This is a genomic window from Mycolicibacterium sp. XJ879 (assembly GCF_053483935.1).
The window spans coordinates 211,699-232,794 of the sequence record NZ_JBEFTH010000006.1 but is presented as its reverse complement, the minus strand read 5'-3'; the positions used below and the strand labels follow the sequence as shown (position 1 = coordinate 232,794).

Annotated in this window: 18 protein-coding genes; 7 read left to right on the top strand and 11 right to left on the bottom strand. The window is 67.5% G+C overall.

Annotated elements, in window-relative coordinates:
• Nucleotides 1-15 precede the first annotated feature (15 nt).
• Nucleotides 16-909 carry a DUF5336 domain-containing protein gene (locus ABQF13_RS16335; RefSeq protein WP_448393809.1) on the bottom strand — a complete coding sequence of 298 codons (894 nt, stop codon included), beginning with the start codon at nt 907-909 and terminating at the stop codon, nt 16-18.
• A 244-nt stretch (nt 910-1,153) separates the two neighbouring features.
• Here ABQF13_RS16335 and ABQF13_RS16330 point away from each other — a divergent pair, with 244 nt between their 5' ends.
• Nucleotides 1,154-2,002, top strand: a complete 849-nt coding sequence (locus ABQF13_RS16330) for an LLM class F420-dependent oxidoreductase (protein ID WP_448393808.1) — start codon at nt 1,154-1,156, stop codon at nt 2,000-2,002.
• Here the strand turns inward: ABQF13_RS16330 and modA are convergent, their stop codons facing one another.
• Both modA and ABQF13_RS16320 read right to left on the bottom strand, forming a co-directional pair.
• Nucleotides 2,003-2,734, bottom strand: a complete 732-nt coding sequence (gene modA / locus ABQF13_RS16325; protein WP_448393807.1) for a molybdate ABC transporter substrate-binding protein — start codon at nt 2,732-2,734, stop codon at nt 2,003-2,005.
• Nucleotides 2,734-4,272, bottom strand: a complete 1,539-nt coding sequence (locus tag ABQF13_RS16320; protein ID WP_448393806.1) for an acetyl-CoA acetyltransferase — start codon at nt 4,270-4,272, stop codon at nt 2,734-2,736. The genes modA and ABQF13_RS16320 overlap by 1 nt, the downstream gene beginning before the upstream one ends.
• A gap of 127 nt (nt 4,273-4,399) precedes the next feature.
• Between ABQF13_RS16320 and ABQF13_RS16315 the strand changes: the two genes are divergently transcribed.
• Entirely contained in the window at nt 4,400-5,017 is a 618-nt protein-coding gene (locus tag ABQF13_RS16315) for a TetR/AcrR family transcriptional regulator (RefSeq protein ID WP_448393805.1), read from the top strand.
• 24 nt (nt 5,018-5,041) lie between these two features.
• Nucleotides 5,042-6,901, top strand: a complete 1,860-nt coding sequence (locus ABQF13_RS16310) for a S9 family peptidase (RefSeq protein WP_448393804.1) — start codon at nt 5,042-5,044, stop codon at nt 6,899-6,901.
• A gap of 20 nt (nt 6,902-6,921) precedes the next feature.
• On the opposite strand, the gene sucD is transcribed toward ABQF13_RS16310, so the two are convergent.
• Together sucD and sucC are read right to left on the bottom strand one after the other, a co-directional pair.
• Nucleotides 6,922-7,824, bottom strand: coding sequence for a succinate--CoA ligase subunit alpha (gene sucD / locus ABQF13_RS16305; protein WP_448393803.1), 903 nt, complete (start codon nt 7,822-7,824; stop codon nt 6,922-6,924).
• Nucleotides 7,825-7,836: 12 nt separating this feature from the next.
• The gene (gene sucC, locus ABQF13_RS16300) at nt 7,837-9,090 is read right to left on the bottom strand and encodes an ADP-forming succinate--CoA ligase subunit beta (protein ID WP_448393802.1); all 1,254 of its coding nucleotides are present in this window, start codon (nt 9,088-9,090) and stop codon (nt 7,837-7,839) included.
• A 160-nt stretch (nt 9,091-9,250) separates the two neighbouring features.
• On the opposite strand from sucC, the gene ABQF13_RS16295 reads away from it, so the two are divergent.
• Together ABQF13_RS16295 and ABQF13_RS16290 are read left to right on the top strand one after the other, a co-directional pair.
• Nucleotides 9,251-10,297, top strand: a complete 1,047-nt coding sequence (locus ABQF13_RS16295) for a M23 family metallopeptidase (RefSeq protein WP_448393801.1) — start codon at nt 9,251-9,253, stop codon at nt 10,295-10,297.
• 24 nt (nt 10,298-10,321) lie between these two features.
• Nucleotides 10,322-10,918 carry a hypothetical protein gene (locus ABQF13_RS16290; protein WP_448393800.1) on the top strand — a complete coding sequence of 199 codons (597 nt, stop codon included), beginning with the start codon at nt 10,322-10,324 and terminating at the stop codon, nt 10,916-10,918.
• Here the strand turns inward: ABQF13_RS16290 and ABQF13_RS16285 are convergent.
• Nucleotides 10,915-11,325, bottom strand: a complete 411-nt coding sequence (locus ABQF13_RS16285) for a RidA family protein (RefSeq protein ID WP_448393799.1) — start codon at nt 11,323-11,325, stop codon at nt 10,915-10,917. The two genes, ABQF13_RS16290 and ABQF13_RS16285, sit on opposite strands and share 4 nt — an antisense overlap.
• Nucleotide 11,326: 1 nt before the next feature.
• Nucleotides 11,327-13,678, bottom strand: coding sequence for a DNA helicase PcrA (gene pcrA / locus ABQF13_RS16280; protein ID WP_448393798.1), 2,352 nt, complete (start codon nt 13,676-13,678; stop codon nt 11,327-11,329).
• A 213-nt stretch (nt 13,679-13,891) separates the two neighbouring features.
• On the opposite strand from pcrA, the gene ABQF13_RS16275 reads away from it, so the two are divergent.
• Nucleotides 13,892-14,197 (top strand): chorismate mutase, encoded by a 306-nt coding sequence (locus ABQF13_RS16275; RefSeq protein WP_448393797.1) that lies wholly within the window; start codon nt 13,892-13,894, stop codon nt 14,195-14,197.
• A gap of 58 nt (nt 14,198-14,255) precedes the next feature.
• Here ABQF13_RS16275 and ABQF13_RS16270 read toward each other — a convergent pair whose 3' ends face one another.
• Complete coding sequence (locus tag ABQF13_RS16270; protein ID WP_448393796.1) at nt 14,256-16,181, bottom strand: acyltransferase family protein; 1,926 nt, start codon at nt 16,179-16,181, stop codon at nt 14,256-14,258.
• 124 nt (nt 16,182-16,305) lie between these two features.
• On the bottom strand, nt 16,306-17,754 hold the full coding sequence (locus ABQF13_RS16265; RefSeq protein WP_448393795.1) for an NAD-dependent succinate-semialdehyde dehydrogenase: 1,449 nt from the start codon (nt 17,752-17,754) through the stop codon (nt 16,306-16,308).
• A gap of 49 nt (nt 17,755-17,803) precedes the next feature.
• Between ABQF13_RS16265 and pgi the strand changes: the two genes are divergently transcribed.
• Nucleotides 17,804-19,471, top strand: a complete 1,668-nt coding sequence (gene pgi, locus ABQF13_RS16260; RefSeq protein WP_448393794.1) for a glucose-6-phosphate isomerase — start codon at nt 17,804-17,806, stop codon at nt 19,469-19,471.
• Between the two features lie 197 nt (nt 19,472-19,668).
• Here pgi and ABQF13_RS16255 read toward each other — a convergent pair whose 3' ends face one another.
• Nucleotides 19,669-20,046 carry a hypothetical protein gene (locus ABQF13_RS16255; protein WP_448393793.1) on the bottom strand — a complete coding sequence of 126 codons (378 nt, stop codon included), beginning with the start codon at nt 20,044-20,046 and terminating at the stop codon, nt 19,669-19,671.
• Between the two features lie 44 nt (nt 20,047-20,090).
• Nucleotides 20,091-21,080, bottom strand: a complete 990-nt coding sequence (locus ABQF13_RS16250; protein WP_448393792.1) for an NAD-dependent epimerase/dehydratase family protein — start codon at nt 21,078-21,080, stop codon at nt 20,091-20,093.
• Between the last annotated feature and the right edge of the window lie 16 nt (nt 21,081-21,096).

The window sequence follows — 21,096 nt, the reverse complement described above, 5'->3', positions numbered from 1 at the left end:
CACGCGCGGCTCAGACTACGACGGCGGCGGCCCCGACTGCGAGGAGGACGACGGCTGCGTCGAAGCCTGTGTCGTCTGGTCGGAGTTCGTCGGCGGCTGACCGTACGTCGGGAAGCCGGTCGGCGGGGTGGGCGGCCCGCTTTGGCCGCCGGGCTGTGAACCCGGCTGCGAACCGTGCTGGGGGCCCTGCTGGGCGCCCTGCTGTGCGCCGGGTTGCGGGCTGGCGAAGCCGCCGGTCGACGGACCGCTGGGATATCCGCCGTACGGCGTGGGATAGCCCGGACGTTGGTGCTGCTGCTGCGGGCCGCCGTACTGCTGGCCGTAGTAGGGGCCACCGGGACCGCCGTACTGCCCGTAGCTCTGGTCGTACTTGGGGCGCGGGACGGGCGCGCTGACAATGCCGGTCTCGAACAGCAGCACCGCCACCGCGACGATCGCCTGCAGCACCGTTAACGCGATGACCAGGTACAGCCCCCAGTCGATGGCGGCGACACTGGGCTTGTTGATGACTTCGGCGATGACGAGCAGGAACGCGAGCACCGACAGGACCGTCACCAGCGATGTCGCGACCGTCTGCTTGGGCAGCAGGCCGACACCGGCGAGCAGTCCGGCCAACACCGCCGCCGCCACAGCCAGCACCAGGCCGAAGGAGCCACCGCTGACGTCGACCAGCCCGGGGAAGTCGGAGGCGGCGATGGTGAAGAGCGGACCGAAACTCGCCAGATACACCGCAAGGCCGAGCGCGGCCACGGCGGCGGTCAGATAAGCGGGCAGCCTGCTGGCGCCGTCCGGTGTCGAGGAAGGTTCACCCGGCTTGCCGAACTGCTGTGTCGGCGCGGAGAACTGGGTGGTCGGCTGGTGTGCGGGCGGGTATCCGGGACTACCGGACGGACCGGGCGGGTAGGTCATGACCTCTCCTGTGCTGTCGGGCTTGAAGTCCACGCTAGCGCACCTGAGTCGAATCGACGTGGCACGGGTTGTCCGGTCGAATTCTCTTCGGAATCTTGGATTTCGCGCGTCGAGGCGACAGCAACGCATCGACGTACTCGATTTCGGTGTGGACGTGCAAAAAGCCGCCGGGGCGCCCGGCCGCGCCCACCGTCGATCCACCCCGGGTGTTGCCCTTGCGACTAGAACACGTTCTAATTCAGCCATGAATTTCGGGCTCGTACTTTTCACCAGCGACCGCGGGATCACCCCGGCAGCGGCGGCCAAGCTCGCCGATGACCATGGGTTCACCACCTTCTACGTGCCCGAACACACCCACATCCCGATCAAACGGCAGGCCGCCCATCCGACGACCGGCGACGAGACGCTGCCCGACGACCGCTACATGCGCACGTTGGATCCGTGGGTGAGCCTGGCCACAGCGTGCGCGGTGACGACGCGGGTGCGGTTGTCGACGGCGGTCGCGCTGCCCGTCGAGCACGACCCGATCTCGCTGGCCAAGACCATCGCCTCGCTCGATCACCTCTCCGGCGGCCGGGTCAGCCTCGGGGTCGGATTCGGCTGGAACACCGACGAGCTGGCCGACCACAACGTGCCGCCCGGCCGCCGCCGCACAATGTTGCGCGAGTATCTGGAGGCGATGCGGGCGCTGTGGACCGAGGAGGAAGCGGCCTACGAGGGTGAGTTCGTCAACTTCGGGCCGAGCTGGGCGTGGCCGAAGCCGGTGCAGTCGCACATCCCGGTGCTCGTCGGCGCGGCCGGCACGGAGAAGAACTTCAAGTGGATCACCCGCTCCGCCGACGGCTGGATCACCACGCCGCGTGACTTCGACATCGACGCGCCGGTGAAACAGCTGCAGGACATCTGGGCCGACGGCGACCGACCGGGTGCTCCGCAGATCGTGGCGCTGGACTTCAAACCGGATCCGGAGAAATTGGCGCGCTGGGCCGACCTAGGGGTCACCGAGGTGCTGTTCGGCCTGCCGGACAAGTCCGCCGACGACGTCGCCGCCTACGTCGAGCGTCTGGCGGGCAAGCTGGCCGACCTGAAGTGATCAGGGTGTGCCGAACCCGGCGGCGTCCAGCACCTGCCTGCCCGCTTCGCCGGTGACAGTGTCGACGAACTGCCGCGCGAGGTCGAGCCGTGGCGAATCCTTCAGCGCGGCAATGGGGTAGGTATTGACGACGTCGGCGATCTCGGGAGCAGGCACCGTGGTGACCCGGTCTCCCGCCGCCCGCGCATCGGTGACATAGACCAGGCCGGCGTCGGCCTGCCCGCCGGCGACCTTGTTCAGCACGTCGGTGACCGACGACTCCTCGCTGACCGGCTGCAGTGACACACCCGCGACGTGTTCGGCCTTCTCGGTCGCCGCCCCGCACGGCACTTGCGGCGCGCACGTCACCACGTCGATCCCGGATCGGCCCAGATCGGCAAAACCCGTGACGCCGTGCGGGTTTCCGGGTGCGACGACGATGGCCAGGGTGTTGGACGCGAAGTCCACCGGGTCACCGGCCAGCAGGCCGGCCTGTGCGGCCCGCTCCATGTTCCGCGCGTCGGCCGAGGCGAACACGTCGGCGCGGGCGCCCTGGGTCAGCTGGGTGACCAAGTCGGCGGACCCGGCGAACGAGAACTCCACCGTGACACCGTCGCCTCCGAAGCTCAGCCCCATCTCGGTGAACGCGTCCGAAAGCGACGCCGCGGCGAACACCACCAGCGTCGACGGGTCGTCCCGCGGCGCACACCCGGTCGCGAGCACGAGCAACAGGACACCGAACCAAGCCTTCATCAGGCCAGTGTCGCGCGGTTGACCTTCTCGTCCCAGCGCACGTCGATCGCCACACCCAGCGGATCGCCGTCGGTCATCAGCGCCAGCAGGTCGGCGTCCTCGGTGATGGCCATGAACCGTGAACCGTCAGCGTCGCTCCTGCCGACGATGATGCCGGTGCGGTTCGGCCAGTCGTAGCGCACTGAGTAGGTCTCGATGGTGCCGTACCCCTCGGGACGCTCGGTCAGCGGCACCGTCGGCAGCGCCGCGATCTGCGCGTCGAGTTCAGCGCTGCGATCGGGCCGCCACTCCGCCGGCGTGGTCGAGTAGATGCCGACCGAGTACTTGCTCATGGTGCCGCCGTTGGCGCCGACGAAGCCGAATTGCCGAGGCCTGTCCCGCATCTGGACGACGGTCTCGGCGATGGCGTGCAGCGAGTAGCTGTTGCCCGGCCCGCCGAAGTAGGGCAGGCCACCGGTGACGGTCAAGCCGCGGGGATCGTCGGCCGCAAGGCCGAGCGCCTCGCAGACGACGAAGACCGGGAAGGGAAAACAGCTGTAAAGATCGAACGTCGCGACGTCGTCGACACCGATGCCCGCCACCCGCAACGCCTCCTGCGCGGCGTGCGCGGCCGCCGGGCTGGCTCCGAGGTCCGCGCGCTCCAGCAGGCCCTGTTCGGTCAGGTCCGAGTGCCCGTGTACGTACACCCACTTGTCTTCGGGCACACCGAGTCTGCGGGCCGCCTCCACCGACATCATGATCGCCGCGGCGCCCTGGTTGACCTGGTCGCGGGCGACCAGCAGACGCGGGTACGGATCGCAGATCATCCGGTTGTCGTCGTCGACGGTGACAATGTCGGACACCGAGCGCTCCACCGGTGACGACGAGAACGGGTTCTTGGCAGCGACTTTCGACATCGGCGCGAACAGCTCCGCCATCTGGCGGCGGTAGTCGGCGACGCTGAGGCCGAGCCGGGCGCGGCGGGCGTTGTCCAGCAGCCCGTACTGCACCGCGGCGCCGGTCAGCCCGTGATTGGCGGTGTACTCGGTGAAATACCGGTGGATTTGGTGGCCCCGGTCCTCGAGTTGACCCTCGACGTGCTCGGTGAAGTCAGGTTTGTCCCGTCCCGATTCGGCGGCATGGCGCCAAAAGCGCGCCGTCGACCCCGGCTCTGAGCCGATGATCATCGCGACATCGAACTCGCCCGCCACGATCGCCGCACCGGCCTCGGTGACCAGTTTCTGCGGACCCTGACCGCCGACGGGTTCGAGCACGACACGGGCCGGGTCGCCCCCGACGCGGCGCATCACCGAACGCGGATAGTTGTTGGACTTGCCCAGCGTCGCGGGCATCGGCCCGGAGATCTCGAACTGGCGTAGCGCGTAGACCGTCTCGATCGCGCGGGCGACGGTCGAGGCGTGCACGCCGGTGTCGGCGAGCGCGCCGCGGGCCCCCTCGGTCGCCAGATCCACCGCCGACATGCCGCGGTAGTCCGCATCGTCGATGCGCTCGGTGAACTGCCCGACGCCGACGATCACGGGGGTCCTGGAATCGACCATTACAGACCTCCTGACGACTGTTAATTCGACAGGCTAATGGATGCGGCGGCCGATCCGCGCATCGGCTTGACCGCACTGTCACTTAGTGACACAGTGGTGCTGTCGCTTAGTGACAGTCGGAGGTGAGATGAGCGGCGAGAAGCAGGTCCAGGCGCGTCTGGAGGTCTCGCGACACGCCTGCCGGCTGTTCTGGGAACGTGGGGTCACCGGCACCAGCGGCGACGACATCGCCGCGGCGGCGGGGCTGTCCACGCGCACGGTCTGGCGGTACTTCCGGTCGAAGGAGAGCTGCGTGGAACCGCTGCTCGCCCGGTCGGCCGACCGGTTCGTGGCGATCCTGCACCGGTGGCCGCACGATCTGTCGCTGGCCGAACACCTCGCGGCGGAGATCGTCTCGCAGCCGCTGGGCCCGCAGGAGATCGCCGACGAATTCAGCGCGATGCGCATCGCGACCATGACCGAGTCGGAACCGGCGCTGCGCACCGCCTATCTAATGGTCCACGACCGGATGGAGCAGGGCTTCATCCCGGTGGTGGCCGACCGCTTGAACCTCAAGGAGAACGACCTGACCGTCCGCCTGTGTGCGGCTGCGGTCACCGGCGCGTTCCGCGTCGTGGACGAGGACGTCAGCCGCGCGGTCATCGTCGAAGGCGAAGCAGTCACCCAGGAGCAGACCCTCGCACTCATCGACCGCGCGATCCGGGACGCCACCAACGGACGCCTCGGCGGGCCCGTCCCGCACTGAATCCCCACCACCCCGAAGGGAAATATGGCACTGCCACCCCAAATCACCGTCGAAGACTTCTTCCGTCCGCCGGTCCGGGCCGCCGCGACGATCTCGCCGGACGGAACCCGCATCGCGTTTCTGGCCCCGTGGCACGACCGGCTCAACGTCTGGGTGCAGGACGTCAACGGCGGCGAGGACGCGCACTGTGTGACCGCCGACAAGATCAGAAGCGTCTACATCTACCGCTGGAGCCAGGATTCCCGGTGGTTGCTGTACCTGCAGGACAACGGCGGCGACGAGAACTGGCACCTGTACCGCGTCGACCCGGACGACCCGTCCGGTGCAGCCGTGGACCTCACCCCGTTCCCCGGGGTCCGGACGTCGTTCGCACTGCCGGAACGACGGCCGGGCACCGCCGTCGTGCAGATGAACAAGCGCAACCCCGAACTGTTCGACGCCTACGAACTCGACATCGCCACCGGCGATCTCACCATGGTCGCCGAGAATCCCGGCAATGTCGTGCACTGGATCAGCGGCCCGAACGGTGACCTATTCACCAACACGCTGACCGCCGACGGCGACATCGACATCGCACAGTGGGACAGCTCGGCCGCGTCGCTACGCACGATCGCGACCTACGACGGCACCGACTATCCGCTGGGCATCTTCCCGGTCGTGGTCACCCCCGACGGCAGCGGGCTCTGGCTCGGCAGCAACCGGGGCAGTGACCGCACTCGGCTGGTCCGTTTGAGCGTCGCCACCGGCGAGGAGTCCATGGTCGACAGCGACCCGGAGCTCGATCTCGCGGTGCAGCTGACGCTACCGTCGCCGCTGATCCTCAGCACGGGAACCGGTGACCTGATCGGCGCCCGCTATTACGGTGAGCGGCAGGTGATTCACCCGCTGGACCCCCATTTCGCAGCGGTGCTGGAGAAGCTCAGCGCGCTGTCCGACGGTGACCTCTCCGGCATCTCGTCGGACCGCAGCGGGCGGCGATGGGTGGTCGACTTCCTGCACGACCGCGACCCGGGTGTCACCTATCTCTACGACCACGCGACGGGTGAAAGCCGGCTGCTGTTCCGGCCCTACCCGCAGCTCGACCCGGACACGTTGGCGCCGATGACACCGGTGGCCCTGACCGCCCGCGACGACCTGCCGCTGCACGGATACCTGACGCTGCCGGTCGGTATGGAACCGGTCGGCCTTCCGATGGTGCTGCTGGTCCACGGCGGCCCGTGGGCGCGGGACTGCTGGTACTGCCAGCCCGACGTGCAACTGCTGGCGAACCGCGGATATGCGGTGCTGCAGATCAACTTCCGCGGATCGACCGGCTACGGGAAGGCGTTCACCAAGGCGGCCATCGGTGAGTTCGCGGGCAGGATGCACGACGACCTCGTCGACGCCGTGGCGTGGGCGGTCACGGAGGGCTATGCCGATCCGGACCGGGTCGCGATCTTCGGCGGCTCATACGGCGGTTACGCCGCGCTCGTGGGTGTCACGTTCACCCCGGACGTGTTCGCCGCGGCGGTCGATTACGTCGGCATCTCCAGCCTGGCCAACTTCATGCGCACGCTGCCCAACGTGGCCCGGCCGTTCCTGGCCAACAACTGGCACCTCTACGTCGGTGACCCGTCGGATCCGGCGCAGGAAGTCGACATGCTGGCCCGCTCCCCCATCACCCGCGTCGACCGGATCCGCACCCCGCTGCTGGTCGTGCAGGGCGCCAACGACTCCCGCGTCGTGCAGGCCGAGTCCGACAACCTCGTCGAGGCGCTACGCGGGCGCGGGGTCGAGGTCGAGTACATGGTCAAGGACGACGAGGGACACGGATTCCTGAACCCGGACAACTCGATCGACATGTATCACGCGGTCGAGCGGTTCCTCGCCCAACACCTTTCTTAGAACTGCTCGGCAGAAAGGGGTTACAGGCTCTGCAGGATCTCTCGGGCCAGCTGTGCCGTCGCCGACGGGGTCTTGCCGACCTTCACGCCGGCGGCTTCCAGCGCCTCCTGCTTGGCGGCCGCGGTGCCTGACGAACCGGACACGATCGCGCCGGCGTGGCCCATGGTCTTGCCCTCCGGGGCGGTGAAGCCCGCGACGTAGCCGACGACCGGCTTGGACACGTTGTCCTTGATGTACTCGGCCGCGCGCTCCTCGGCGTCGCCGCCGATCTCGCCGATCATCACGATCACCTTGGTGTCGGGATCCTTCTCGAACGCCTCGATGGCGTCGATGTGGGTGGTGCCGATGACCGGGTCGCCGCCGATGCCGATCGCGGTGGAGAAGCCGAAGTCGCGCAGCTCGAACATCATCTGGTAGGTCAGCGTGCCCGATTTCGACACCAGGCCAACCGGACCCGGGCCGGTGATGTTGGCGGGGGTGATGCCGGCCAGTGCCTCGCCGGGCGTGATGATGCCTGGGCAGTTGGGACCGATGATGCGGGTCTTCTGCCCCTTTTGGACGTTGTAGGCCCACGCATATGCGGTGTCCTGGACCGGAATTCCCTCGGTGATGACGACCAGCAGCGGGATCTGGGCGTCGATGGCCTCGATGATCGCGTCCTTGGCGAACTTCGGCGGCACGAACACCACCGACACGTCCGCGCCGGTCTCCTTCATCGCCTCGGCGACGCTGCCGAACACCGGCAAACGGACGTCTTGGCCATTCTTGTCCTTGTGGGCCACTTCGGTTCCGGCCTTGCGCGCGTTCACGCCGCCGACGATCTGCGTGCCGGCCTTGAGCATCAGCGCGGTGTGCTTGGTGCCTTCGCCGCCGGTGATGCCCTGGACGATGACCTTGGAGTTCTTGTTCAGGAAGATCGACATGGGTTGTGTCCCTTACTTGTTCGCCAGTTCGGCGGCTTTGTCGGCGCCGGAGTCCATGGTGTCGGCCTGGATCACCAACGGGTGGTTGGCATCGGCCAGGATGCGGCGACCCTCTTCGACGTTGTTGCCGTCGAGGCGGACCACCAGCGGCTTGTTGGCCTCGTCACCGAGGATCTTCAGCGCGTTGACGATGCCGTTGGCGACCGCGTCGCAGGCGGTGATGCCGCCGAACACGTTCACGAAGACGCTCTTGACCTGAGGATCGTTGAGGATCACGTCCAGGCCGGCGGCCATCACCTCGGCCGATGCGCCGCCGCCGATGTCGAGGAAGTTGGCCGGTTTGACCCCACCGTGCTTCTCCCCCGCATAAGCCGTCACGTCCAGCGTCGACATCACCAGACCCGCGCCGTTGCCGATGATGCCGACTGCACCGTCGAGCTTGACGTAGTTGAGGTCGTTTTCCTTGGCCTTCAGCTCCAGCGGATCCGTGGCGTCGCGGTCCTCGAACTCCGCGTGCTCGGGATGGCGGAAGTCGGCGTTGGCGTCCAGGGTGACCTTGCCGTCAAGCGCCAGGATCTGATCGTCAGGCGTGCGCACCAGCGGGTTGACCTCGACCAGAGTGGCGTCCTCGCCGACGAATACCTCCCACAGCTTGGCGATCGTCACCGCCGCCGCGTCGAGCACCTCGGCAGGCAGATGACCCTTCTCGGCGATCTCACGCGCGAACGCCTCGTCGACACCTTTGATGGCGTCGACGGGCACTCTGGCCAACCGGTCGGGCTTGGTGGCCGCGACCTCTTCGATCTCCATACCGCCCTCGACCGAGCACATCGCCAGGTAGGTGCGGTTGGCGCGGTCGAGCAGGAACGAGATGTAGTACTCCTCGGCGATGTCGCTGGCCTCGGAGACCAGCAGCTTCTTGACGATGTGGCCCTTGATGTCGAGGCCGAGGATGTTCTGCGCGTGGGTGAAGGCGTCGTCGGCGGTGGCCGCGTACTTGACACCGCCGGCCTTGCCGCGGCCGCCGGTTTTGACCTGCGCCTTGACCATCACCGGCTGGCCGATCTCCTCGGCGATCGCCTTGGCGTCCTCGGCGGTGGTGGTCACCCGGCCGGGCGTCGTGGGCACGTTGTGCTTGGCGAACAGTTCTTTCGCCTGGTATTCGAAGAGGTCCATGGACTCACTGTCTCTAGCGCGTTGACTGCAAAGGTTCGGGCCTGACGGGCTCGGAGGAACTTTATCGACACGCGCCGAGTACGTATGCACCGCCCACCGCTCATGTGGTCGATCTCACCGGGAGCCGATGGTGATACACCTCACAATCCCCAACGGAATTTCCACTTGGCTTGCAGCCAACATTGGGGTTTGGTTAACGTGCCTTCTGGTCAAGGTCACGTTTTGATCACAGCGAAAAGGAATCCTCAGGTTGGCTGCGCACCGTTCGTCCAGATTCCCCGCCGGGGCGTCGACGAAACGGCAAATCATCGGCCGCGCCACTGATAACTCCGCTGAAGTCACCCAGATCATCCCGTTCAACGAGTTCGGCGACCTCGCCGACGTGGACTTTCGGGAGAGTTGCGCCTTCGACCGCGAGTCCTCCGTCATCTCCGCTCCCGAACTCGATGACCTGCATGACACCGACGATCTGGCCCCCCTGCGGCTGGCGGTGCCGTCGGAGTTTCAGGCGGGCCCCAAGCATGCGCGCCGCACGCACGCGTACCGCGACAGCCACACCGACACCAGCGACGGCATGGACGCCACCGACGTCATCAAAATCGGCCGTCGCGGCGAGCACCGCAAACCCGACGTCCCCGTGAAGGGCCGGCTGGTGGTCGCGGCGATGGCCGTCGGCGCTACCGCCGCAGGCGCCTACTCGATGACCCACCCCTCGCCCAAGGACAGCGACGCCACCGTGCTGGCCGCCGATCAGACCGCCATCGGCGGCGGCGCGATCACCGGGTCGATGGACGGTATGCAGGTCGTGGCGGTCACGCCGGCAGCCAGCTCGGCCGTACACACCGAGGAGATCCAGAAGGCGGCCGCGTTCGCTCAGGAACGCGCCGAACGCGAGGCCCGTCTGCAGCGCCCGATGTTCGTCATGCCGACCACCGGGGTGTGGACGTCGGGCTTCGGATATCGCTGGGGTGTCCTGCACGGCGGTATCGACATCGCGAACTCGATCGGCACGCCCATCCTGGCGGCATCCGACGGCGTCGTCATCTCAGCGGGCCCCTACGCCGGTTACGGCACCATGGTCAAGCTGCGCCACTCCGACGGCTCGGTGACGCTCTACGGTCACCTCAGCTCTGTTCTGGTCAACGTCGGGCAGCGGGTGTGGGCCGGAGACCAGATCGCAAAGATGGGCAACACCGGCAATTCGACCGGACCGCACCTGCACTTCGAGGTTCTGACGAACGGCACCGACCGGGTCGATCCGGTCGGATGGCTGGCCAAGCGCGGCCTGACCCCCTGAGCGCCTGACAATTACGCTGGCTGAGTGGCCGACGACCCCGAAAGCTCACCACGGATAATCCGTCGCCATCCCACCGGCGAGATCCCCATCGTCCGCAGCGACGCGCCCACCCAGCAGGCACCGGGCAGTAGTGCCGAGGATGCGCAGACGAACATCATCCGTCGCCATCCGACCGGCGAGGTCCCGACGGCCGCCGAGCCGCCGACGAGCTATATCCCACGGGCCCGCCCCACCGCCGTGGAACCCGCCCGGCGCGCCACTCCGCACACCGCGATCGCCACGGCCATCGCGGCCATTCTGTCGGGCTGGGCGACGGCGGTGATCGCCACCGACGTCATCACCGGCTGGTGGCAGACGGATCCGCTGTTCTGCGTGGCGGTGGCTTTTCTGACCGCGATAGCGGCAGCCGCTCTGATCGCGGGGCTGATCGGGCTGTTGCTGCGCCGCCGGATGAGCCGTCTGCTGGTCGTGGTGGGTGCCGTTGTGGCGCTGTTGATCTTCTCGAGCCTGTTCGTCGCGGGCGCGGATCTGGCGCCCGTGGTCTACGCGATCCCGGCGCTGCCGGTGAGCACCGTGGTGCTGGCTGTGTTGCCTGCCACCGGCCGCTGGCAGCGCTCCTAGGCGTCGACGACGGCAGCGATGGCCTCGATCTCGACGAGTTGATCGTCATATCCGAGCACGGTCACCCCGAACAAGGTGCTCGGCACGTCATGGTCGCCGAACGCATCGCGAACCACCTCCCATGCGGTGACCAGATCGCGTTGCTCGCCGCTAGCGACGAGCACCCGCGTGTGGATCACATCCTGCAAGGTTGCTCCGGCCGCGGCCAGCGCGCGGGTCATCGTCTCAATGCAGACTGCCGCCTGCCCCGCGTAGTCACCGACGGCTGCCGTCGTGCCGTCGTCGTTGAGCGGACAAGCCCCGGCGAGGAAGATCAACCGTGCGTCCTTGGGAGCGGTTGCCGCATAGGCATACTCGACTACATCGGACAGCGTGGATGAGCGGATCAGCCGCACGGAAGTCGCCATATCAAAGCTTGGTCAACGGTGCGTGGTTGTGCATGAGCTTGACGCGACCCGCACTGCCGAAGTCGATGAGCGACATCGCCGATTCGCCGACGCCGGACACCTCCTCCACGCGACCCAGCCCGTACTTGTCGTGGCTCACACGGTCACCTGGTTCCAGCACCACCAGCGGACGCTTACCGGCCGACGACCGTGCCGGCGCCGGGCGCGGCGTGCCGAACATCTGCCCGCGCCCCGCGGTAGATGCTCGGCCCGGCGCCGACATCGACGGCCCCGGGTCGGTGCGCCGCCACTCGATAAGGTGCTGCGGAATCTCTTTGAGGAACCGTGATTCCGGGTTGAGCATCGGCTGACCCCACGACGATCGGACCTTGGCCCGGCTAACGTAGAGTCGCTGGCGGGCGCGGGTGATGCCGACGTAAGCCAACCGCCGTTCCTCCGACAGTTCGGTCGGGTCGCCCAGCGCCCGCATGTGCGGGAACATGCCGTCTTCCCAACCGGTCACGAACACCACCGGGAACTCCAGGCCCTTGGCGGTGTGCAGCGTCATCATGGTCACCACGCCGGCGCCGTGCTCGGGCAACTCGTCGGCGTCGGCCACCAGCGACACCCGTTCGAGGAACTGGGCCAGCACACCGGTGTCGGGGATGTCCTCGTCCACCGGTTCGTCGAGCGCCTGGGCGTTCGCGAGGTCGGTACTGAATTCGTGTGCGACGCTGACCAATTCGTTCAGGTTGTCCAGGCGCGCGAGGTCCTGCGGGTCGCTCGAGGATTCCAGCGTGGTGCGGTAGCCGGTGCGGTCGAGCACCGCCTCCACCAGGTCGCCCAGTTCACCGTCGAGACGCCCGCGCAGGTCGTCGAGCATCTCGACGAAGCCGGCGATCGCCTTCTCCGAGCGGGTGTTGAGCATCGGCACCTTGCCCTCGGCGGCCGCCTGAAGCGAATCGTTGAAGCTCAGCCCGGTGTTCTCGGCGTAGACGGCAACGCACGCTTCGGCGCGATCCCCGATCCCGCGCCGCGGGGTATTGAGAATGCGCCGCATGCTCACCGAGTCGCCCGGGTTGTCCAGCACCCGCAGGTAGGCCACGATGTCGCGGATCTCCTTGCGTTCGTAAAAGCGAACGCCGCCAACGACTTTGTAGGGGATACCGGAGCGGATGAACACCTCCTCCAACGCGCGCGAGGAGTTGTTGGTGCGGTAGAAGACCGCGACGTCGTTATAGGTGATGTCCCCGCGGTCCACCAGCGTGTCGATCTCGGACGCGACGAACCGCGCCTCGTCGTGCTCGTTGTCGGCGACGTAGCCGACGATCAGCTCACCCTCCCCCGCGTCGGTCCACAGCCGCTTATCGCGCCGGCCGGCGTTGCGCGCGATCACCGAGTTGGCGGCGTTGAGGATGTTCTGCGTCGAACGGTAGTTCTGCTCCAGCAGAATCGTTGTGGCGTTGGGGAAGTCGCGTTCGAAATCCTCGATGTTGCGGATCGTGGCCCCGCGGAACGCGTAGATGGACTGGTCGGCGTCGCCCACCACGCACAGCTCGGCGGGCGCCACCCCGGCTGGATCGTCTCCCGGGCTCTCCCTTCCCACGAGTTCACGTACCAGCACGTACTGGGCGTGGTTGGTGTCCTGGTACTCGTCGACGAGGATGTGCCGGAACCGCCGCCGGTAGTACTGGGCGATCTGCGGAAAGGCTTGCAGCACAGCGACTGTCTCGCCGATGAGATCGTCGAAGTCCAGCGCGTTGGCCGCCCGCAACCGGCGCTGGTACTCGGCGTAGACCTCGGCGATGATGCGGGGCATCTCCTCGCCGACGTCGGCGGCGTCGGACGCGGCCTCCTGCGGACCGATCAGTTCGTTCTTGAGGTTGGAGATCCCGTTGGCCAGCAGCCGCGGCGAATACCGCTTGGTGTCCAGCCCCAGGTCCTTGCCGATCATCTGCAGCAGCCGCCGCGAGTCATCGGCGTCATAGATCGAGAAGTTGGAGTTCAGCCCGGGCAGCAGCGAGGCCTGGTTGCGCAGGATCCGCACACAGGTCGAGTGAAACGTCGACACCCACATCGACCGGGCCCGCGGCCCGACCAGCGCAACCACGCGCTCGCGCATCTCGGCGGCGGCCTTGTTCGTGAACGTGATGGCCAGCACCTGCCCGACGCCCACGTCACGGTGGGCCAGCAGGTAGGCGATCCTGCGGGTCAGCACGGCGGTCTTACCGGATCCGGCGCCGGCGACGATGAGCAACGGAGAGCCCTCGTGCAGCACCGCCCGGCGTTGCTGGGGGTTGAGCCCGGCCAGCAGGTCGCCGTCTGCGGAGGCCAAGCCGGTGATGGGATCCGAACCGGTCACGTGCACACTCATGTCGCATTCAAACTTACCGCTGACGAGGGACATCCTTTGCGCGGACGCCACCGTTGGTGGCACACTCATCTGGTGCTCAACAGCCAGCAGGCGGCTCGACGCCGATTTTTCTACGGGTACCGGCCAGCGGTGCCCGTGGTTTAGCAGCTTCTGTGAGCCCCGTGGTCCGCGTCCGGACCCGGGGCTCGTCTCTTGTGTGAGGCCCGAGAACGGATGAGACCAGATTTGCCACACCACGAGAGCGAAGAGGATCCCATGACTACTGACATCGAGCCGGTGCCCGACATCGACGACTTGCGGATGGAAATCGACCGGCTGGACGCCGCGATCCTGGAGGCGGTCAAACGCCGCACCGAAGTGTCGAGGCTGATCGGCAAGGCCCGGATGGCCTCCGGCGGCACCCGCCTGGTGCACAGCCGCGAGATGAAGGTCATCGAGCGCTACAGCGAACTCGGCCCGGAGGGCAAGGACCTGGCGATGCTGCTGTTGCGCCTGGGCCGCGGCCGCCTCGGCCACTAAGCGGCGATTTCGGTGCGCAAACACGCGCTCAGCGATGGTTAGCGCGCCGAAATCCCTACTACTTGAGGGCGTCGGTCAGCCAGGGCGTCAGCCACTGCACCGCGTCCGGTGTGGGATGCAGGCCGTCGCTGCGCATCCGGATGCCGTCGATCCGGTTGGTGTAGCCGCCGCTGGGCCCGAGCTTGCGGTTGAGGTCGAGCACCTTGACGTTCGGGCGTTTCAACGCCACCCGCCGCAGCAGGTCGTTCCAGTCGTCGATGCGTTCGGGGCGGTCTTCGGGATAGAGGCTGCCGTCGGCCCTCTCACCGCGCCGGTTGTAGGGCTCGGTGGTGACGACGACGCGCGCACCCGTCGAGCCCAGGATGTCCAGCGCGCGGTTGAGTTCGCTGCGCAGGTACGCGTCGTAGATCGGCTCGCCGATGTGCGCCCACCGGCCCTCGTGCATCCGGTCGACGACCTCCCAGCGGCCGATCACCAACAGCACCACGTCGGGCCGATCGTGGTTGATGCGCTGCGTCCACCGGGCCGGCCACGCGTCACATTCCGGCTTCTGGTTCAGCGTTTCGCCGACGTGGCGGTACGGTCCGCCGCGCGCGATGCCGCACCCGATCGTCGTGTAGTTGCTGAACGCGAAACCCGGTGTCGGCGGCAGATACCGCATGATCGTCCAGGCCACCGAGTCGCCGAACACCGCGACGGTCCTGGTGCCGGGGGCGATCTGGGGGGTCCGCTCGACTTCGACGGGGACTTCCGCGCCGACGTACGCGGCCGAGTCGACCTCGCTGGGGATCTGCTCGGTGGGTGCCACCCCGACCGGCAGCACCGTCATCGTCACCACCGCGGCGGTGGCGGCGGTGGCCGCGGCCAGCGGCAGCATCGGCACGATCACCGGACGCCACCGCCGAATCGGCTGCTCGAGGAGCCACCACGACGCCGCGGCCAACGCGATGGTCACCGCGCAGCGCAGCGCGAACAGCGACCACCCCGACCAGCCCGTCCGTTCTCCGTTGAGCGCCAAGAAAATCGGCCAGTGCCACAGGTAGACGCCGTAGGAGATGGCGCCGAGCCACACCAGCGGACGCCACGCCAGCACCCGGGCCACCGGCCCGTCCTGATCCAACGCGACCGCCGCGACGACGAACACCGACGCGATCGCCACGGTGATCAGCAGACCGCCGCGAAAGTCCTCAGTGCTGCCTGTCGCGTAGTGCACGGCGACGCCCAATACCACCGCACCCACCAGTGACAGTGCCCTGGCCAGCGATCGCCGCGACCGCGCTCGAATCACCGGCCCGCCCATAGTCACCGTCGTCCAGTCGCGCACCACGAGCGCGGCGGCCGCCGCACCGATCATCAACGCCTGCGCGCGGGTGTCGGTGCCGAAGTAGATGCGGTTCAGCGACGCGTCGGTGGTGAACACGATCGCCGCGGTTGCCGATGCGGCCGCGCCGACGGTGGCCAGCACCAGCACTGCCGTCCGCAGCCGCGCGCGAAACAGGAACGCCAGCGCGATCAGCAACAGCGGCCATAGCGCGTAGTACTGCTCCTCGACGCCCAGCGACCACATGTGTTGCAGCGGCGAGGGCGGTGCGCCCTGCGCGAAGTAGTCGGTGCGTTGTGCGACAAACGCCCAGTTGGCCACCCAGAAGAACGAGGCGACGGCGTCGTCGCGCAGCGTCGCGACCGCCTGCGTCGGGAACAGCTCCCGGGCGGCGACCACCGCGAGCACCACGAGCAGCAGCGCGGGCAGCAACCGGCGTGCTCGCCGGATCCAGAAGTCGCGCAGAGCGATTCGCCCGGTGCGGGCGTGCTCATCGAGCAACAGCGAGGTGATCAGGAAGCCGCTGAGCACGAAGAAGACGTCGACGCCGAGAAAGCCGCCGGGCACCCCGGGGATCCCGCCGTGGTCGGCGAGCACGAGAGCCACCGCCACGGCGCGCAGCCCGTCGAGGGCGGGGATGTCGCGTCGGCGGGCGGGGGTCACTGCCGAGATTCTTCCTGCGCGAGCAGACGCGAAATCGCATTCGCGGCGGCGTGTCGATGCGTTTTAGCTTTCCGCTACCTTTGCGCGTGGGCCCAGCGGTGTGGGCCCAGCTCGCGCGGAAGGACTACTTCGTCAGCGCGATGTACTTGACCTCGAGATACTCGTCCATACCTTCGAACCCGCCCTCGCGGCCGAAGCCTGATTCCTTGACGCCGCCGAACGGCGCCGCGGGATCCGAGACCACGCCGCGGTTGATGCCGACGATGCCGGACTCGATGCCCTCGGCCACACGCAGCGCGCGGTCCAGGGACTGGGTGTAAATGTAGGCGGACAGCCCGTACTCGGTGTCGTTGGCAGCGGCTACGCCTTGGTCCTCGGTGTCGAAGCCGGTGATGGGGGCGACGGGTCCGAACACCTCCTCTTTGAGGATGCGGGCGTCGGCGGGCACGTCGGTCAGCACGGTGGCCGGATAGAAGTTCCCGGGTCCGCCGGGGGCCTCACCGCCGAGGACGACGGTGGCGCCGCGCTCAACGGCGTCGGACACCAGTTCCTGCACGGTGGCGACCTGTTTGGCGTTGATCAGCGGGCCCAGCATCGAGTTCTCGTCGAGGCCCTTGCCTAGGGTGTACTCGCTCATCCGCTTGACCAGCTTCTCGGTGAACTCCTCGCGCACGGCGTTGGCGACGTGGAACCGGTTGGCGGCGGTGCAGGCCTCGCCGCCGTTGCGCATCTTGGCCAAGATGGCGCCGTCGACCGCGGCGTCGACGTCGGCGTCGTCGAACACCACGAACGGGGCGTTGCCGCCGAGTTCCATCGAGGTGCGCAGCAGCTTGTCGGCCGACTGTTTGACCAGCGTCTTGCCGACGCCGGTGGAGCCGGTGAACGTCAGCTTGCGCAGCCGCCCGTCGTCGATCAGCGCCTCGGTGACGGGCCCGGCGCTCTGGGTCGGCAGCACCGACAGCACACCCTTGGGCAGCCCGGCCTCGTCCATCAGCTTGGCCAACAGCAGCATGGTCAGCGGGGTTTCCTGCGCGGGCTTGACGATCATCGTGCAGCCCGCGGCGAACGCCGGGCCGATCTTGCGGGTGCCCATGGCCAGCGGGAAGTTCCACGGCGTGATCGCATAGCAGGGCCCGACGGGCTGTTTGGTGACCAGGACGCGGCCGGTGCCTGCCGGGCTGGGGGTGTAGCGCCCGGCGATGCGCACAGCCTCTTCGGCGAACCAGCGGAAGAACTCCGCGCCGTACTTGACCTCGGCCATGCTCTCCGGAAGCACCTTGCCCATCTCCAGGGTCATCAGCGCGGCGATGTCGTCGGCGCGTTCGGTGATCTTTTCGAACACCGCGCGCAGGATCTCGCCGCGTTCGCGGGGCGCGGTGGCCGCCCAGTCGGCCTGCACACCGCATGCGACGTCCAGCGCGGCGATCGCGTCGTCGGGGGTGGCGTTCGCGACGGATGCCAGCACCTGGTCGTCGGAGGGGTCGAGCACGTCGAACGTTGACGACCCTTCCCGTTGCTCACCGCCGATCCACAGGCCGGTGGGTACTGACGACAGCAGCTTGGCGGTATCCATACTTCCTCTCTTACACCTTCGGCCTTATCCCCGCACTAGGGTCATCGTCATGAGTGCCGACATACCCGATATCACGGCGACTGATGCGTGGCAGGCCCTGCAACGGCATCGCGACGACATCGGCGAAACGCACCTGCGGCAGTTCTTCGCCGGCGATCCGGGGCGCGGCACCGAATTGACGCTCGCCGTCGGCGATCTCTACATCGACTACAGCAAGCACCGGGTCACGCGGGAGACGTTGCAGCTGCTCGTGGACCTGGCCCGCGCCGCCCGGCTGGAGCAGCGCCGCGACGCGATGTTCTCCGGGGTGCACATCAACACCTCGGAGAACCGTGCCGTGTTGCACACCGCGCTGCGGTTGCCGCGCGGCGCCGAACTGGTCGTCGACGGCCAGGACGTGGTGGCCGATGTGCACGCGGTGCTGGACCGGATGGGCGATTTCACCGACCGGTTGCGCAGCGGAGAGTGGACAGGCGCCACCGGTGAACGCATCAGGACCGTCGTCAACATCGGCATCGGGGGTTCGGATCTGGGCCCGGTGATGGTGTATCAGGCGTTGCGCCACTACGCCGACGCCGGTATCGCCGCGCGGTTCGTGTCCAATGTCGATCCGGCGGATCTGGTTGCCACGCTCGACGGGCTCGACCCGGCCACAACGCTTTTCATCGTCGCATCCAAGACCTTCTCGACGTTGGAGACGTTGACCAACGCCACCGCCGCGCGCCGCTGGCTGACCGATGCGCTCGGCGATGCCGCAGTGTCCAAGCATTTCGTCGCGGTGTCCACCAACGAGAAGCTGGTCGACGATTTCGGTATCAACACCGACAACATGTTCGGCTTCTGGGACTGGGTCGGCGGGCGTTATTCCGTCGACAGCGCAATCGGTTTGAGTGTGATGGCAGCGATCGGCAGGGAACGTTTCGCCGAGTTCCTGGCCGGGTTTCACATCGTCGACGAGCACTTCCGCACCGCGGCGCTGGATGCCAACGCACCGGTGCTGTTGGGCTTGATCGGGTTGTGGTACAACAACTTCTTCGGCGCGCAGTCGCGCGCGGTCCTGCCCTACTCCAACGATCTGGCCCGGTTCGCGGCGTATCTGCAACAGTTGACGATGGAGTCCAACGGCAAGTCGGTGCGCGCCGACGGTACCCCTGTCGTCACCGATACCGGTGAGATCTTCTGGGGCGAGCCGGGTACCAACGGCCAACACGCGTTCTACCAACTGCTGCACCAGGGCACCCGGCTGGTGCCCGCCGACTTCATCGGGTTCTCCCAGCCCACAGACGATCTCGCGACGGCCGACGGCTCAGGCAGCATGCATGACCTGTTGATGAGCAACTTCTTCGCACAGACACAGGTGCTCGCGTTCGGAAGAGATGCGGCGGAGATCGCCCGGGACCTTCCAGCAGGCACACCACCGGATGTCGTGCCGCACAAGGTGATGCCGGGCAACCGGCCCTCCACGTCGATTCTGGCGACCAAGCTGACCCCGTCGGTCGTCGGCCAGCTGATCGCGCTTTACGAGCACCAGGTGTTCACCGAGGGCGTGATCTGGGGTATCGACTCGTTCGACCAGTGGGGTGTCGAACTCGGCAAAACCCAAGCCAAGGCGCTGTTGCCGGTGATCACCGCCGATGCGCCGCCCGCAGAACAGTCGGACTCGTCGACCGACGCGCTGGTGCGCCGATACCGCGTCGAGCGCGGCCGCACCGCCTGACTGCAGGCGTCTGGGTCGGCCTGGTCCAGCCGAGGATCGTCGCCGGCGCACCCCCACTCCCCGGCTGTGCAATTTCATACGCGACATGCCGGCGCGGGTGTATGGATATGCACACTCGCGATGCGCCTGCCGAACGCAACACGGCGCACACCCCTGATGGAGTGTGCGCCGCGCGCGTAGCTGTGGCTAGTTAACCATTACGGGGCCGGAATGTTGATGCACCCGACGTTCGGCAGGCAGCCGCTCGCACCGCCGGGGCCGGCCGCACCGCCGGGACCGCCGGGAGCCAACGAACCGCTGGCACCGCCGGGTCCAGCCGAACCCTCAGGGCCGCCGGGGATTACCCCCTCGGCGCCGCCGAGGTCAGCCGAACCCTGGGGGCCGCCGGGGACGTCCACCTCGGCACCGCCACCGGGGCCGGCTTCGATGTTGCCGGTAGTGGCGCACGGGGTACCGTCGGCGTTGACACACGGCGGTGGTGGCGGCTGGGCACCGGCGACAGGCGCAACTGCGATGGCCGCTGCGGCAGCGCTTGCGAACAACAGGGGCGTCATCTTCGTCAGTTTTACGTTCATGCTTTCGGACTACCACCACCGGCAGCCGATGAAACATCGAATCTTCACAACCTACCGACCTGTCGGAGCCCGGAAACGGTGTCCGCCAGCGTTTCCTGCGGGTCACGATAGGTGATGCCGAGCTCCATTTCGCTCGGCGAATCGTCGCAGGACGGCATCTGCGTGTAGTACTGCATCGCCGCCCCGGTCAGCGGTGCGGCGAACGGAAGATAGGGCCCGACCACGTCGACCACCCGTCCGATATTGCGAAGTAAAACGTCCGGAACCGGGTACACCCAAAGTGAGGCGTCCGCTGCGCGGCCAATCAACGCCGCCAGGTCAGCGGTCTGCACGCGTTTGCCGCCCGCCATGTAGCGACGGGGTCCTCTACCGGGTTCCAGCAGCGCCGCGTGCAGCGCGGCGAGGTCTCGAACGTCGACCACCGTCCACGCCGCACCGCGACCGGGCACTCCACGCATCTGCACCGCTGCCTGAACGCCTTGGGCCGCTTCACCGAACTGATTACCCGCCGGCGGTCCGAGCACCATGCCCGGATACGTGATGGCGACCGGCGCACCGTCCTCCTGAAGGCCTCGTGCGTACTTCTCCACCGCCGCCTTGGATTTGCCGTAGCCGTCTGTTCCCCCTGTCACCGGGAGGTCGGCGTGCAGGGTGCGGCAGCCTGGTTGGAACAAGGCTGTGAAACTCGAAACGTGCACAATCGGATCGAGGCCACGCTCGGCCGCCGAGCCGAGCACATTTCGCGCGCCGTCGAGGTTGGTCTGCAACATGACGCCGGCCTGCCGTGGATCGATGGATACCATTGCCGCGGAATGGATCACGGCGTCACAGCCGTCCATCGCCGCGGCCGTCGACTCGGCGTCGGCGATGTCGCCGATCGCGTAATCGTCGGTGGCTACGCCGATCTGCGCGGCGCTGGTCGCGAGCCGCGCCGGATCGCGGACCAAGAACCTCACTTGATGTCCCGCCTCGGCGACGGCCTTGGCCGTCCACGCGCCGACAAATCCCGTCCCACCAGTCAACAACACCTTCATGGCGCTGCCTTTACCC

What these genes read in the sequence shown, in the direction of transcription:
- ABQF13_RS16335 (WP_448393809.1), bottom strand. Translation starts at nt 909, where the DNA reads ATGACCTACCCGCCCGGTCCGTCCGGTAGTCCCGGATACCCGCCCGCA.
- ABQF13_RS16330 (WP_448393808.1), top strand. Translation starts at nt 1,154, where the DNA reads ATGAATTTCGGGCTCGTACTTTTCACCAGCGACCGCGGGATCACCCCG.
- modA (WP_448393807.1), bottom strand. Translation starts at nt 2,734, where the DNA reads ATGAAGGCTTGGTTCGGTGTCCTGTTGCTCGTGCTCGCGACCGGGTGT.
- ABQF13_RS16320 (WP_448393806.1), bottom strand. Translation starts at nt 4,272, where the DNA reads ATGGTCGATTCCAGGACCCCCGTGATCGTCGGCGTCGGGCAGTTCACC.
- ABQF13_RS16315 (WP_448393805.1), top strand. Translation starts at nt 4,400, where the DNA reads ATGAGCGGCGAGAAGCAGGTCCAGGCGCGTCTGGAGGTCTCGCGACAC.
- ABQF13_RS16310 (WP_448393804.1), top strand. Translation starts at nt 5,042, where the DNA reads ATGGCACTGCCACCCCAAATCACCGTCGAAGACTTCTTCCGTCCGCCG.
- sucD (WP_448393803.1), bottom strand. Translation starts at nt 7,824, where the DNA reads ATGTCGATCTTCCTGAACAAGAACTCCAAGGTCATCGTCCAGGGCATC.
- ABQF13_RS16285 (WP_448393799.1), bottom strand. Translation starts at nt 11,325, where the DNA reads ATGGCGACTTCCGTGCGGCTGATCCGCTCATCCACGCTGTCCGATGTA.
- pcrA (WP_448393798.1), bottom strand. Translation starts at nt 13,678, where the DNA reads ATGAGTGTGCACGTGACCGGTTCGGATCCCATCACCGGCTTGGCCTCC.
- ABQF13_RS16275 (WP_448393797.1), top strand. Translation starts at nt 13,892, where the DNA reads ATGAGACCAGATTTGCCACACCACGAGAGCGAAGAGGATCCCATGACT.
- ABQF13_RS16265 (WP_448393795.1), bottom strand. Translation starts at nt 17,754, where the DNA reads ATGGATACCGCCAAGCTGCTGTCGTCAGTACCCACCGGCCTGTGGATC.
- pgi (WP_448393794.1), top strand. Translation starts at nt 17,804, where the DNA reads ATGAGTGCCGACATACCCGATATCACGGCGACTGATGCGTGGCAGGCC.
- ABQF13_RS16255 (WP_448393793.1), bottom strand. Translation starts at nt 20,046, where the DNA reads ATGAACGTAAAACTGACGAAGATGACGCCCCTGTTGTTCGCAAGCGCT.
- ABQF13_RS16250 (WP_448393792.1), bottom strand. Translation starts at nt 21,080, where the DNA reads ATGAAGGTGTTGTTGACTGGTGGGACGGGATTTGTCGGCGCGTGGACG.